We start from the raw sequence: 13,287 nt of genomic DNA on the forward strand, positions 1-13,287 counted from the left end.
CATATGGGCGGCGGGGTGGTCGGTAAAGAACGGTGCGGCCGCCTCAGACGCCCAGATGCCGTTCGACCACGGTTATATCATTCAAAAGCTGAGTATTTTCGCCCGACCAGACGGTGCGGCCCTTTTCGATCACCACATGGCGGTCCGCGAACCGCGTCAGCGCCGACAGGTTCTTGTCCACGATCAGGATCGCCTCGCCCTGATCCTTGAGGCGGGTCAGGCAGGACCAGATCTCGTCGCGGATCAGGGGGGCCAGGCCCTCGGTCGCCTCATCCAGCACGATCAGGCGCGGGTTGGTCATCAGCGCCCGGCCGATGGCCAGCATCTGCTGCTCTCCGCCCGACAACTGGCTGCCCTTGTGGCCCATCCGTTCGGCCAGGCGCGGGAACAGGTCCAGCACGCGGGTTTGGGTCCAGTGGCCGGGACGGGCGGTGGCCAGCAGGTTCTCGCGCACGTCCAGCGTTGGAAAGACCTGCCGCCCCTCGGGGACCAGACCCAGGCCCGCCCGCGCGATGCGGTGCGGCGCGGCCCGCGTCATGTCGCGCCCGTCGATGCTGACGCGGCCCCCGCGCGCGGGCAGCAGGCCGAATATCGTGCTGATCGTCGTCGTCTTGCCCATGCCGTTGCGGCCCAGCAGGGTCACCACCTGCCCCTGCCCGACCTGCAGGTGGATGTCGTGCAGCACCCGCGCCTCACCATATCCGGCCTGCAACCCCTCGACGACCAGCATCACGCATCCCCCAGATAGGCGGCGCGCACAGCAGGGTCGGCGCGGATTTCGGCCGGCATGCCGGTCGCGATGATCCGGCCATAGACCAGCACGCTGACCCGGTCGGCCAGCGCAAAGACCGCGTCCATGTCATGTTCGATCAACACCAGCGTCACCTGCCCCTTGAGGCCCGCCATGACCTGAACCAGCCGCTCGGCCTCGGCGCCGCTGGTCCCGGCCAACGGCTCGTCCAGCAGCAGCAGGCGCGGCTGCGTGGCCAGCGCGATGGCCAGTTCCAGCGCGCGTTTCTCTCCGTGCGACAGGCTGCCCGCGCGGGTCTGCGCGCGATCCGACAGCCCGACCTGCGCCAGCGCCGCTATCGCCTGTTCGTTCAGATCGGCATCCCGCGCGACGGGGGCAAAGAAACGAAAGCTGCTGCCCGCGCGCGCCTGCACTGCCGTGGAAACATTTTCCAGAACCGAGAAGCCCGGCAGGATCGAGGTGATCTGAAAGCTGCGCGACATGCCCGCCCTGACCCGCGCGGGCATCGGCTTGCCCATCATCTGCGCCCCCGCGAACAGGACCGACCCCGCATCCGACCCCGCCTGCCCCGACAGTTGCGCGATCAGCGTGGATTTGCCGGCCCCGTTCGGACCGATGATGGCGTGGAGTTCCCCTTCCGTGACCTCCAGGTCCAGATCGTCGGTGACCTTCAGCGCGCCATAGGATTTGCGCAAGCCGCGCACGGACAAGAGGCTCATTTCGCCCGCCCCCTGAACAGCCCCGTCAGCCCGTCGCGCGAGAACAGCACCACCAGGATCAGCAGCGCGCCAAAGATCAGCCGCCAATGTTCGGTGAACAGCGCCAGCCATTCCTCCAGCAGCAGGGCCAGCGTGGCCCCGGCGATGGCGCCCAGCAGGTTGCCGATGCCACCCAGCACGACCATCACCACCAGTTCCCCCGACCGGTGCCAGTTCATGTAGGCGGGCGAGACATAGCTGGCCTGATTGGCCAGGATCACCCCCGCGATGGCTGTCATCGCGCCCGAGATGACAAAGGCCGTCAGCTGGAACCGGAACGGCGTGAACCCCACCGCCTGCATGCGCAGCGGGTTTTCCCGCGCGCCGGTCAGCACGCGACCGAAGCGCGACCCGGTGATCGCCACGCACAGCAGATAGAGGCCCAGCAGCATCGCCAGCGCCGCGTAATACAGCACCCGGTCGTCGGCCAGCCAGTCCTGCCCCAGCACGGTGGACCGCGCGGCCAGCGTCACCCCGTCATCGCCGCCATAGGCCGACAGCGACACGAAGAAGAAATAGGCCATCTGCGCGAAGGCCAGCGTGATCATGATGAAATAGATCCCCCGCGTGCGCAGGCTGATCGCCCCGGTCACCAGCGCGAATGCCGACCCCGCGACCACCGCCGCGCCCAGATGCGCGCCCAGATCGGTGATGCCCGCGCGTGACAGGATCGCCACCGCATAGGCGCCGATGCCCAGATAGGCCGCGTGCCCAAAGCTGACCATGCCGCCATAACCCAGGATCAGGTCCAGCGCCAAGGCGGCCATGGCAAAGGCCAGGATCCGCGTCGCCACCACCACCAGATAGGGATCGCCGGTCATCGCCGCGATCAGCGGCAGGGCCGCGAAACCGCCAAAGATCAGCCATGCCGCGACCCGGCGGCGCATCAGCCAGCGGGTCATGGGCGCGCTCCGAACAGGCCCTGTGGCCTGGCGGCCAGGATCGCGGCCATCAGCACATAGACCAGCATCGGCGCCAGCACGCGCCCGGTCTGGGCGGCGGCGGAGGGCTCCATCACCGCGCGCAGGATGATCGGGCCAAAGCTGCGGCCAAGCGTGTCAACGATGCCCACCAGCAGCGCGCCCGCAAAGGCACCCTTGACCGAGCCGATGCCGCCGATGACGATCACCACGAAGGCCAGGATCAGCACACTTTCCCCCATGCCCGGATCGACCGACAGGATCGGCGCGACCATCGCCCCCGCGAACCCCGCCAGCATGGCGCCGAAGGCGAAGATCACCGTGAAGAGCCGTCCGATATCGACGCCAAGCGCGCCGACCATCGCCCGGTTGCTGGCCCCCGCCCGCAGCCGCATGCCGATGCGGGTGCGTGTGATAACCAGCCACAGCCCCACCGCCACCGCCAGTCCCGCCGCGATCACCACCAGCCGGAACACCGGATAGCGCAGCGCGCCCACCAGCGGCACCGACCCCGACAGCGCGTCGGGCGGCAGGATCGACAGCGGCGACTGACCCCAGATGATCTTGACCAGTTCCGTCACCACCATGACCAACCCGAAGGTCGCCAGCACCTGATCCAGATGCGGGCGGTCATAGAGCCTGCGAAAGATCAGCGCCTCCAGCACCAGCCCGATCGCCAGCGTCGCGGGCAGCGTCAAAAGCAACCCCAGCCCGTAACTGCCGGTCATGCCCGCGAACATCACCACCAGATAGGCGCCGACCATGTAGATCACGCCATGCGCCAGGTTCACGAAATCCATGATCCCGAAGACCAGGGTCAGCCCGGCGGCGATCAGGAACAGAAGGACCCCCAGCTGCACCCTGTTCAGCAGCTGCAGCAGGAACAGGCTGGTCATCGGCTCAGTTCATCTGGCAGTTGGCGGCGTAATTGTCCTGATAATCGTCAAAGATCTTCTCGACGATCGAGGTGGCGAACTTGCCGTCCTCGCGCTGCACGACCGTGGTCAGGTAGAAGTCCTGGATCGGGAAATGGTTGGGCCCAAAGCTGAAATCGCCGCGGACCGAGGTGAAGGGCGCCTCCGCCAGCGCCGCGATCATCGCGTCGCGGTCCGTGCCGCCCGCTTGGCGCAGCGCGCCGTCGATCAGGCGGGCCGCGTCATAGCCCTGCATCGCATAGACGCCCGGCACATGGCCGTATTTCGCCTCATAGGCCGCGACGAAGGCGGCGTTTTCGGGCGTGTCCAGATCGGGCGCCCAGTTCGATCCGGCAAAGAAGCCCAAGGCCGCCTCGGCCTGCGCGGGCAGGGTCGCCTCGTCCACGGTGAAGGCCGACAGGAAGGGAATGCCCTCCAGCCCGGCCTGACGATACTGGCGCACCAGGTTCACGCCCATGCCGCCCGGCATGAAGGCGAAGACCGCATCGGGTTGCATCGCGGCGATCTGGGCCAGTTCGGCGGAATAGTCCAGCTGGCCCATCTGGGTGAAGATCTCTCCGGCGACGCCGCCAGTATAGCTTTTCTTGAACCCCGCCAGCGCGTCCTGCCCGGCCTGATAGTTCGGCGCCAGCAGGAAGACGTTCTGGAACCCCTGCGCCTGCGCATGGGCGCCCATCACCTCGTGCATCTGGTCGTTCTGATAGGAGGTCGCGAAAAAGGCCGGGTTGCAATCGGCCCCGGCCAGGTTCGACGGCCCCGCGTTGGGGCTGATCAGGATGCCGCCGCCCTGGGTCACCGGCTGGACGATGGCGCCCGCGATGTTGGAAAAGATCGGGCCGACCACGATATCGGCGCCGTTGCGCTCGACCAGTTCGCGGGCTTTGTTGGCGGCGACGTCGGGTTTCTGTTCGTCATCGACGACGATGATGCGGGTCGCCATGCCGCCCATCTCGCCGATCTCCTCGGCGGCCAGCAGGAAGCCGTCGCGCGCCATCTCGCCCAGCACCGCGCCGGGGCCGGACAGGGTCAGCAGCACGCCTACGGTCAGCGTGTCGTCCTGCGCCATGGCCGGGGCGGCCAGGGCGGTCGTTGCGGCAAGCGCCGCGATCAGCGAACGGGTCTGTGTCATGATGCGGTCTTTCCCTGTTGGTCGCGGCCCGGTTCCGGTGCCTTGACACCAGAACGCAACAGGCGGGCGCGACCTGTCAAGAAATTATTTCAGGCTTAAAACATTCCGCATCAAAAAAGGGCCGCGCAGCACGCGATCCTCTGCCATCCGGCCCGATCAGAAGCCGAACGAGAACCGGCGCGTCACGCCGAGGCGCAGCGAGGGCTGGTATTCGTCCTGCACCACCGGCGAATCGGCGGCATCGCCGATCAGCTTGCCATAGCGCACCTCGCCCAGCAGGGCGGTCGTGTCGCTGAGGGCATAGCGCGCCTCGAAGGTCAGGGCCGCCTCATTGGCACCGCCGCCGGGCGCGGTGGCGGGCAGGCCGCTGGCGGCACTTTCGGCGGCCGTCACGCCGAAGTACGTATCGTTGTAATCAGCATTGCCATAGCCGACCTCGACCCCGGACCACAGGGTGACGCGGTCGCTGAGTTCGGAGCGATACTTGGCGCCCAGCTCTCCGGTGACGCCTTCATGGCCGCCGAAACCGCGGCGCAGGCTGCCATAGGCGCGCACGGGACCGGCCCCGTAATTCACCCGCAGGCCCAGCTCATAGGCGCGGTCGATATCGTCCAGCCCGGTCAGCGCCGCGTCATCGGCGCTGTCGCGCGAGCCGACGGTGCCAAAGGACGGCGCGATCGAGAACCCCTGCGCGGGGGCCTGACCGACCGGGCCAAAGCCCGCATTGCGCCAGATGATCCAGGGAGAGACCTCGGCCTCCTCCGCACCGGGATAGGTGGGGCCAAGCGATGCCCCCAGACCCAGATCGACCGAGAACGCCCGCCCCCCGCTGAGACCGAAATCCTGGGCGGACAAGGGTGTGGCAAACAGCAGGGCAAGGGCCAAGGCATATTTCATCGGGCGAATCCGGCAAGAGGGCGTTGCGGCACTGTAAAGGCAGCGGCCCGCCCACGACAACCTGCGGCAGAGATGCCGCCGCAGGACCGGGCATTTTCGCCACAGCGCGGGCCTTGGCCTTGTCGGCTCAGCCCTTCTCGGCAGCGTCCAGCTTTTCCAGCGCGGCCATCCACAGCTCTTCGGCGAAGGCCAGGGCGCGCACGGCCTCGGCCCGCTTCTTGCCCCATTTCTCGGCCTCGTAGGGGTCGTTGTAGAGGCCCGGATCGGCCAGCTTGACGTCCAGCTTGCCCATCATCTCGGTCAACTTCTGGACCCGCTCCTCGGATTTGCGCACATCGGCACGCAGCGCCAGCACGGCATCGCGCGACGGTTTCTTGGGCGCCGCGGGCTTGGGCTCTGGCGTGGTCGCCCCGGCCTTCTCAGCAGGGGCGTCGCCCGACAGCAGGAACTTGCGGTAATCGTCCAGATCGCCCTCATAGGGGGCGACGGCGCCATCCTTGACCAGCCACAGCCGGTCCGCGACCAGTCCCAGCAGGTGCATGTCGTGGCTGACCAGCACGACAGCGCCGGTGTAATCGTTCAGCGCCTCGGACAGGGCCTCGCGGCTCTCGATGTCCAGGTGGTTCGTCGGCTCGTCCAGGATCAGCAGATGCGGCGCGTCGATCGTGGCCAGCAGCAGCGACAGGCGCGCCTTCTGGCCGCCCGACAGCTGGCCGACCTTGGTTTCGGCCTGCGCCTCCATCAGGCCGAAACCGGCCAGACGGGCGCGCTGTTTCGCCTGCCCCTCGTTCGGGCGCACGGACCGGATATGGTCCAGCGGCGTCTCGTCCAGATGCAGCTCATCGACCTGATGCTGGGCGAAATAGCCGACGCGCAGCTTGGAGGACCGGGTGATCTTGCCCGCCATCGTGCCCAGGCGTTCGGCCAGCAGCTTCGACAGCGTCGATTTCCCCTGCCCGTTGCGACCCAACAGCGCGATGCGGTCGTCCTGATCGATGCGCAGGGCCAGCTTTTTCAGCACCGCACGGTCGTCATAGCCGACCGACACCCCCTCCATCGCGACGATGGGGGGCGACATCTCCTCGGGCTGCGGAAAGGTAAAGCGGAAGAACTTGGCCTCCTCGGGGGCGGTGATCGGCTCCATCTTGGCCAGCGCCTTGACGCGGGCCTGGGCCTGACGGGCCTTGGAGGCCTTGGCGCCGAAGCGGTCGACAAAGCTTTGCAGATGCGCGCGGCGGTCGGCCTGCTTTCTGGCCTCGGCGGCCTGCAGGGCGCGTTTTTCGGCGCGGATTCGGGTAAAGCTGTCATAGCCGCCGGTATACAGCGTCAGCTTCTTGTCCTCGAGATGCAGGATATGGCCGACGGCGCGGTTCAAAAGGCCGCGGTCGTGGCTGATGATGATGACCGTATGCGGATAGCGGGCCAGATAGCCCTCCAGCCACAGCGCGCCCTCAAGGTCCAGATAGTTCGTCGGCTCGTCCAGCAGCAGCAGGTCGGGCTGCGCGAACAGCACCCCCGCCAGCGCCACGCGCATCCGCCAGCCGCCCGAAAAATCGCTGGTCGGGCGGGCCTGATCGGCGGTGTCGAAGCCCAGACCGTCCAGGATGGTCGCGGCGCGGGCCTCGGCGGACCAGGCGTCGATATCGGTCAGGCGGTTCTGGATGTCGGCGATACGATGCGGGTCGGTGGCGGTCGTGGCCTCGGCCAGCAGGGCGGCGCGTTCCTGGTCGGCATCCAGCACGGTGTCCAGCACCGACCGGGCCGTCGCCGCCGATTCCTGCGCCACGCCGCCGATCCGGGCGCGGGTCGGCAGGCTGATCGCGCCGCCGTCCAGTGCCAGTTCTCCGCGGATCAGCTTGAACAGCGTAGTCTTGCCCGCGCCGTTGGGACCGACGAGGCCGATCTTGTGGCCTTCGGGAACAGTGGCAGAGGCACCGACGAACAGCGGGCGGCCCTGAATGGAATACGAGATGTCATCGATATGCAGCATGGGGCGCGGCATGGCGCAAAGCCCGCCGGGCGTCAATGGCCCCTCTTGCATCGCGTTATGTGATACTATTACACTAACGCAGCAAATTCGGAGAGACGCCATGAGCCAAGACCCCCGCCTTCCCGCCACCGTGCTGTCCGGCTTTCTGGGCGCGGGCAAGACGACGCTGCTGAACGCGGTGCTGAACAACCGCGAGGGGCTGCGCGTCGCGGTCATCGTGAACGACATGTCCGAGGTGAACATCGACGCCGATCTGGTCCATGCGGGCCTGTCCGACACCGGCGCCGGGCTGTCGCGCACCGACGAGACCCTGGTCGAGATGTCGAACGGCTGCATCTGCTGCACGCTGCGCGAGGATCTGCTGATCGAGGTCCGCAAGCTGGCCGAGGCCGGGCGGTTCGACCACCTGCTGATCGAATCGACCGGCATCAGCGAGCCCCTGCCCGTGGCCACCACCTTTGAATTCGCGGATGAGAACGGCGCCAGCCTGTCGGACGTGGCCCGGCTGGACACGATGGTCACGGTCGTCGATGCGGTGAACCTGACGGCCGATTTCTCCAGCCACGATTTCCTGTCCGACCGCGGCGAGGTCATGGGCGACGGCGATGCCCGCACCCTCGTCGATCTGCTGACCGACCAGATGGAATTCGCCGATGTGATCGTGCTGAACAAATGCACCGACGCGGGCCCCGCTCGCGTGGATGCCGCGCGCAAGATCATCCGCGCGCTGAACGCCGATGCCCGCATCATCGAGACCGATCACAGCCGCGTCGCGCCGCGCGACATCCTGAACACCGGCCTCTTTGATTTCGACCGCGCCCATACCCATCCGATGTGGGCCAAGGAGCTGTATGGCCATGCCGACCACACCCCCGAGGCCGAGGAATACGGCGTCGCCAGCTTTGTCTATCGTGCCCGCCTGCCCTTCGAGCCGCGCAAGATCCATGAGCTGCTGAACGGCCCCCTGCCCGGCGTGATCCGGGCCAAGGGGCATTTCTGGGTCGCCACGCGCCCCGATTGGGTGGCCGAATTCTCTCTGGCCGGCGCGCTGTCCTCGGTCCGGCCCTTGGGGCAGTGGTGGGCCTCGGTCCCGCGCGACCGCTGGCCCACGCACCCCGAGGGGCGCGCCTATCTGGACGCGCATTGGTCCGAACCCTATGGCGACCGGCGGCAGGAGCTGGTCTTTATCGGCACCGGCATGGATGAGGACCGCCTCCGCGCCCGCCTGGATGCCTGCCTGCTGGGCGAGGAATGGGGCGACAACCCGGCGGGCTGGGCGCAGCTTGCCGACCCCTTCCCCGCATGGCGGCGTGCCGAAAGCGCCGCGGCATGAACCAGCACACAGCCCTGCGCCCCGCCACCGCGATGAACAGCGGCCATGACCCGCGCATCCTGGGCACCATCGCCCTGCCCGGCGTGGCGGTGGCCCTGTGGCACCCCGCGCCCGACCCGGACCGGCAGGCGTGGCTGGACGCGCTGCCCGCGGACCGGCTGCCGCGCCTGCGTCAGGCGCTGCGCCCGCAGGACGCGCCCGCCGCGCTGCGGGCGGCCTGCGACGCGGCATCCCTGCCCGACAGCCCGCAGCGACGCGCCCTGATCGGGCATATCGCGACGCTGACCGAACTGGCAGCACAGCATCTGGATGCGCTGATGGTCACCCTGCGGGTCGAGGTCACGGACGGGCAGTCCTGCCCGAAATGGCATCTGGATGCGGTGCGCGCACCGCTGCTCTGCACGCTGCGCGGGGCGGGCACGCAGTTCGGCCCCGCCACCGGGCCCGCCCAGGTGGACCGCCATCAGCAGATGCCCACCGGCTCCGTTGCCCTGTTCCGGGGCCGCAGATGGGGGGCCGAGCCTGCGGGCATCCTGCACCGCTCTCCGCCCGCGATCGCCGGTCAGACGCGGCTGCTGGTGGTGGTCGATCCGGTGGACGAGGCCGCGTCATGCTGAGCGCACGCAGCGGCAATCTGGGCCGCACCGCTCAGCGCACGCGCCGCCGCACGCGCGACCCGATGGCGGCCTATGACGCGCTGCCCCCGGCGCTGCGCGGGTGGCTGGCCCGCGCGGCGCTGCCCTGGTCGCCCGCCTCCTGCCTGCGCATCTGGCAGCGGATGCAGGCGCAGGGCGCCCCCACCGCGCAGATCCTGGCCGCCCTGGACCGGGCCGAGGCCCGCGCCCTGATGCGCGAGGCGCAGGCCGCCTGACGCAAGGTCACCCTGGGCGCCCCCTCCCGCCGCCTCTGGCAGGAGTGGCGGGCGACCCTTAGGTCGGGGGTCGAACAACCCGAAAGGATACCCCATGCGCAGCGTCATCCATGACCGCTTTGGCGAACCCGCAGACGTGCTGCAGGCGGCCGCCACCGACCGTCCCGCCCCGCAGGACGGCGAGGTGCTGATCCGCGTGATCCTGTCCCCCATCCACAACCACGACCTGTGGACCATCCGCGGCACCTACGGCACCCGCCCCGACCTGCCTGCCACCGCCGGCAGCGAGGCCGTGGGCATCGTCGAGGAGACCGGCTCCGGCGTCGACCCCGCCCTCAAGGGCCGCCGCGTGGCGGCAGCCGGGCTGAAGGGGTCCTGGGCCGAATATGCCACCGCCCCGGCGGCAGGCGTGATCCCCGTGCCCGACGACATGCCCGACGCGGCCGCCGCCCAGCTGATCGCCATGCCCTTCAGCGCCATCACCTTGCTGGAGTTCCTGCACGTGTCGCGCGGTGACTGGGTCATCCAGACCGCCGCCAACGGCGCCGTGGGCAAGATCATGGCCGTGCTGACGCAGTCGCGCGGCGTGCGCCTGCTGAACCTGGTCCGCCGCCCCGAAGCCGTGGCCGAGTTGACCGCGATGGGCATGACCGACGTCATCTCGACCAGCGACCCGGACTGGATCGCGCAGGCCCGCGCCATCATCGGCAACGACGGCGCCCGTGCGGCGGTCGATTCGGTCGGCGGCGCGGTCGCGGCCGGGCTGATCGACCTGCTGGGCACCGAGGGCCTGCTGGTCACCTTCGGCTCGACCACCGGAGAGGATCTGCAGCTGCCCGCCGGCCCGATCATCTTCAAGCACCTGTCCATCAAGGGATTCTGGGGCGCCAGGGTGATGCCCGCGACCCCGCCTGCCGACCGCCAGCGCATGTTCGCCGAGCTGATCGGCCTGGTGATGGAGGGCAAGCTGGACCTGCCCGCAGGCGGCACCTTCGGCCTGGACGAACCCAACGCCGCGATGACTGCCGCCCTGACGCCGGGCCGCACCGGCAAGGTGATGTTCAAGCCCTGATCCCCCGCTGACCCCTTGCGGGGTCAGCCCAACCCCGTCTCGCGCAGGTAATGGCGCACCGCATCTGCGACATGCCGGAACCGGTCCCCGCCCAGATGCTTGCCGCCATACCAGCGCGTGACGATGACCGCGTGATCGTACAGGCCCGCGCGTTCCAGCATCTGCAGGATCAGCTGGCCCGCGCCGGATTCGCCGTCGTCATCCTTGACACCTTCTCCGCCCAGGATCGCGGCCCAGCTGTGGTGCGTGGCCTTTTGGAACCGCTTGACCCGTGTCAGATCGGCCAGCATCGCGGCGACCGTCGCCCGGTCGGCGGCAGGCCCGCCCGATACCGCATAGCGCGATCCGCGATCGCTGATGATCTTGTCGAACACCTGCATCAGCGCCGCCGCACATACAACTCCAGCCGGTGATGGACGATGTCATAGCCCATCTCGGCGGCGATCTCGGCCTGCAGACGCTCGATCCGCTCATCGGTGAACTCGATCACCGCGCCGCTGTCCATGTCGATCATGTGGTCGTGGTGATGCTGGTCGGCGGCCTCCCACCTGGCGGGCTCTCCCTGGAACTCCAGCTTGTCGATCACGCCCTGCGCCTGCAGCGTCGTCAGCGTGCGATAGACGGTGGCCAGCGACACCCCCGCCCCGGCGGTCACCGCGCGGGCGTGCAGCTCTGCCGCGTCGGGGTGATCCTCGGCCGCGGCGATCACCCGCAACAGCGCCGACCGCTGGCGCGTGACGCGCACGCCCGCATCCCGCAGCGCCTGTTCCAATCTGTTCGCACGCCGATCCGTCATGGCCGTTATTCTGCCGCAGCCCCCGGCCAGTTGCAACTGGTACTCAGCTGTTGACAGTTGCGAACGGTTCGCAGATAAACGCGGCAACGGAGGATGTGATGTTTCGATTCCTGACCCCTTTCCTGTTCCTGATCCCGACCCATGCCGGCGCCGACCAGCTGCAGGTCGTCACCAGCTTCACCGTCATCGCCGACATGGCCCGCAACGTGGGCGGACCGTTGGCCGAGGTGCGATCGATCACCCCGCCGGGGGCCGAGATCCACGACTATCAGCCCAGCCCCCGCGACATCATCGGCATCGCCGATGCCGATCTGGTGCTGGTCAACGGCCTGAACCTGGACGGGTGGGCCCAGCAATACCTGACCCGCGCCGGCGACGCCCCCATCGTCGAGGTGACCGCCGGCATCGACGCCCTGCCCATCCGGGGCGGTGACTACGACGGCGCGCCCAACCCCCATGCCTGGATGGGCCTGGACGGTGCGCAGATCTATGTCGACAACATCGCCGCTGCGATGGCCCAGGCCGATCCCGACAGTGCCCAGGCCTACGCCCGCAACGCCGAGACCTACAAACAGCAGATCGCCGACGTGATCGGCCCCCTGCGCGACGCGGCCCGCGCCCTGCCCGAAAATCGCCGCTATCTGGTCACGTCCGAGGGCGCCTTCAGCTATCTGGCCCGCGATTTCGGCCTGACCGAGATGTTTCTCTGGCCGATCAACGCCGAAGGTCAGGGCACCCCCCAGCAGGTCCGCGCCCTGATCGACGCCATGCGCCAGACCGGCGCCCCGGTGATCTTTTCCGAAAGCACCATCTCGGACCGCCCGGCGCGCAGCATCGCGGCGGAAACCGGGGCCGAATACGGCGGCGTCCTCTATGTGGACAGCCTGTCGGAGGCGGATGGCCCGGTGCCGACCTATCTGGACCTGCTGCGGGTCACGTCGCAGACCATCGTGGACGCCCTGTCGGATGATTGAGCCCCTTGGCATCGAGGTCAGCGACCTGACCGTGGCCTATCGCAACGGCCACCGCGCGCTGGCCAAGGCCAGCTTCACCGTCCCGCAGGGGTCGGTGACGGCGCTGGTGGGCGTGAACGGCGCGGGAAAATCGACGCTGTTCAAGGCGCTGATGGACCTGCTGCCGCATGCCTCGGGCCGGGTGCAGATCCTGGGCCTGCCCGTCCGCCAGGCGCTGGCGGGCAACATGGTCGCCTATGTCCCCCAGGCCGAGGAGGTCGACTGGACCTTTCCGGTGCTGGTCCAGGACGTGGTGATGATGGGCCGCTATGGCCATATGGGCTTTCTGCGCCGCCCCCGTGCGGCCGACCGTCAGGCGGTCACCAACGCCCTGACCCGCGTCGGCCTGACCGACATGCGCGACCGCCAGATCGGCGAACTGTCGGGCGGCCAGAAGAAGCGCGTCTTCCTGGCCCGGGCCTTGGCGCAAGAGGCGCGGGTGATCCTGCTGGACGAACCCTTCACCGGCGTCGACGTGCAGACCGAACAGACGATCATCACCCTGCTGCGCCAGATGCGCGACGAAGGCCGGGTGATGCTGGTCTCGACCCATGACCTGGGCTCGGTCCCGGAATATTGCGACCGCGTGGTGCTGGTCAAAGGCACCGTGCTGGCGTCGGGCCCGACCGAGACCACCTTCACCCCCGCCAATCTGCGCCAGGCCTTCGGCGGCACGCTGCGCCATTTCATGCTGGGCGGCCCCGACCTGCATGACGACGCCGATGCCCGCAACGTGGACGTCTTTACCGACGACGAACGCCCCCTGATCTTCTATGACGACCGCCCCCGCACCGGAGGCGGCGCATGACCCCCTCTTCTTCA

The 13,287-nt window shown here is 68.5% G+C and carries 15 protein-coding genes; 6 read left to right on the top strand and 9 right to left on the bottom strand.

Annotated elements, in window-relative coordinates; all coding sequences use genetic code 11:
- Positions 1 to 43: 43 nt before the first annotated feature.
- From FA740_RS04665 to FA740_RS04695, 7 genes are all read right to left on the bottom strand, one after another.
- Positions 44 to 730, bottom strand: a complete 687-nt coding sequence (locus FA740_RS04665) for an ABC transporter ATP-binding protein (RefSeq protein WP_136855612.1) — start codon at positions 728 to 730, stop codon at positions 44 to 46.
- On the bottom strand, positions 730 to 1,470 hold the full coding sequence (locus FA740_RS04670) for an ABC transporter ATP-binding protein (RefSeq protein WP_136855613.1): 741 nt from the start codon (positions 1,468 to 1,470) through the stop codon (positions 730 to 732). The genes FA740_RS04665 and FA740_RS04670 overlap by 1 nt, the downstream gene beginning before the upstream one ends.
- Positions 1,467 to 2,411: a branched-chain amino acid ABC transporter permease gene (locus FA740_RS04675; RefSeq protein ID WP_136855614.1), complete on the bottom strand. Its 945-nt coding sequence runs from the start codon at positions 2,409 to 2,411 to the stop codon at positions 1,467 to 1,469. The genes FA740_RS04670 and FA740_RS04675 overlap by 4 nt, the downstream gene beginning before the upstream one ends.
- Positions 2,408 to 3,325, bottom strand: a complete 918-nt coding sequence (locus FA740_RS04680; protein WP_136855615.1) for a branched-chain amino acid ABC transporter permease — start codon at positions 3,323 to 3,325, stop codon at positions 2,408 to 2,410. Before FA740_RS04680 ends, FA740_RS04675 begins: the two co-directional genes overlap by 4 nt.
- Before the next feature lie 4 nt (positions 3,326 to 3,329).
- Positions 3,330 to 4,493 (bottom strand): ABC transporter substrate-binding protein, encoded by a 1,164-nt coding sequence (locus FA740_RS04685; RefSeq protein ID WP_136855616.1) that lies wholly within the window; start codon positions 4,491 to 4,493, stop codon positions 3,330 to 3,332.
- Between the two features lie 156 nt (positions 4,494 to 4,649).
- Positions 4,650 to 5,390, bottom strand: a complete 741-nt coding sequence (locus tag FA740_RS04690; protein WP_136855617.1) for a MipA/OmpV family protein — start codon at positions 5,388 to 5,390, stop codon at positions 4,650 to 4,652.
- 127 nt (positions 5,391 to 5,517) lie between these two features.
- Entirely contained in the window at positions 5,518 to 7,380 is a 1,863-nt protein-coding gene (locus FA740_RS04695) for an ABC-F family ATP-binding cassette domain-containing protein (RefSeq protein WP_136855618.1), read from the bottom strand.
- A gap of 100 nt (positions 7,381 to 7,480) precedes the next feature.
- Between FA740_RS04695 and FA740_RS04700 the strand changes: the two genes are divergently transcribed.
- From FA740_RS04700 to FA740_RS04715, 4 genes are all read left to right on the top strand, one after another.
- The gene (locus FA740_RS04700) at positions 7,481 to 8,713 is read left to right on the top strand and encodes a GTP-binding protein (RefSeq protein WP_136855619.1); all 1,233 of its coding nucleotides are present in this window, start codon (positions 7,481 to 7,483) and stop codon (positions 8,711 to 8,713) included.
- Positions 8,710 to 9,330, top strand: coding sequence for a DUF1826 domain-containing protein (locus tag FA740_RS04705; RefSeq protein WP_169306216.1), 621 nt, complete (start codon positions 8,710 to 8,712; stop codon positions 9,328 to 9,330). Before FA740_RS04700 ends, FA740_RS04705 begins: the two co-directional genes overlap by 4 nt.
- On the top strand, positions 9,324 to 9,584 hold the full coding sequence (locus FA740_RS04710; RefSeq protein ID WP_136855621.1) for a DUF6525 family protein: 261 nt from the start codon (positions 9,324 to 9,326) through the stop codon (positions 9,582 to 9,584). The genes FA740_RS04705 and FA740_RS04710 overlap by 7 nt, the downstream gene beginning before the upstream one ends.
- Positions 9,585 to 9,678: 94 nt before the next feature.
- The gene (locus tag FA740_RS04715; RefSeq protein ID WP_136855622.1) at positions 9,679 to 10,656 is read left to right on the top strand and encodes a zinc-binding dehydrogenase; all 978 of its coding nucleotides are present in this window, start codon (positions 9,679 to 9,681) and stop codon (positions 10,654 to 10,656) included.
- Between the two features lie 23 nt (positions 10,657 to 10,679).
- Here the strand turns inward: FA740_RS04715 and FA740_RS04720 are convergent, their stop codons facing one another.
- The gene (locus FA740_RS04720) at positions 10,680 to 11,036 is read right to left on the bottom strand and encodes a YigZ family protein (RefSeq protein ID WP_136855623.1); all 357 of its coding nucleotides are present in this window, start codon (positions 11,034 to 11,036) and stop codon (positions 10,680 to 10,682) included.
- Positions 11,036 to 11,452 (bottom strand): Fur family transcriptional regulator, encoded by a 417-nt coding sequence (locus FA740_RS04725; RefSeq protein ID WP_136855624.1) that lies wholly within the window; start codon positions 11,450 to 11,452, stop codon positions 11,036 to 11,038. The genes FA740_RS04720 and FA740_RS04725 overlap by 1 nt, the downstream gene beginning before the upstream one ends.
- Positions 11,453 to 11,550: 98 nt before the next feature.
- Between FA740_RS04725 and FA740_RS04730 the strand changes: the two genes are divergently transcribed.
- Both FA740_RS04730 and FA740_RS04735 read left to right on the top strand, forming a co-directional pair.
- Complete coding sequence (locus FA740_RS04730; protein WP_136855625.1) at positions 11,551 to 12,426, top strand: metal ABC transporter substrate-binding protein; 876 nt, start codon at positions 11,551 to 11,553, stop codon at positions 12,424 to 12,426.
- Positions 12,419 to 13,273, top strand: coding sequence for a manganese/iron ABC transporter ATP-binding protein (locus FA740_RS04735; protein WP_136855626.1), 855 nt, complete (start codon positions 12,419 to 12,421; stop codon positions 13,271 to 13,273). Before FA740_RS04730 ends, FA740_RS04735 begins: the two co-directional genes overlap by 8 nt.
- Positions 13,274 to 13,287 lie beyond the last annotated feature (14 nt).

Source organism: Paracoccus hibiscisoli (assembly GCF_005048265.1).
Lineage (GTDB): Bacteria > Pseudomonadota > Alphaproteobacteria > Rhodobacterales > Rhodobacteraceae > Paracoccus > Paracoccus hibiscisoli.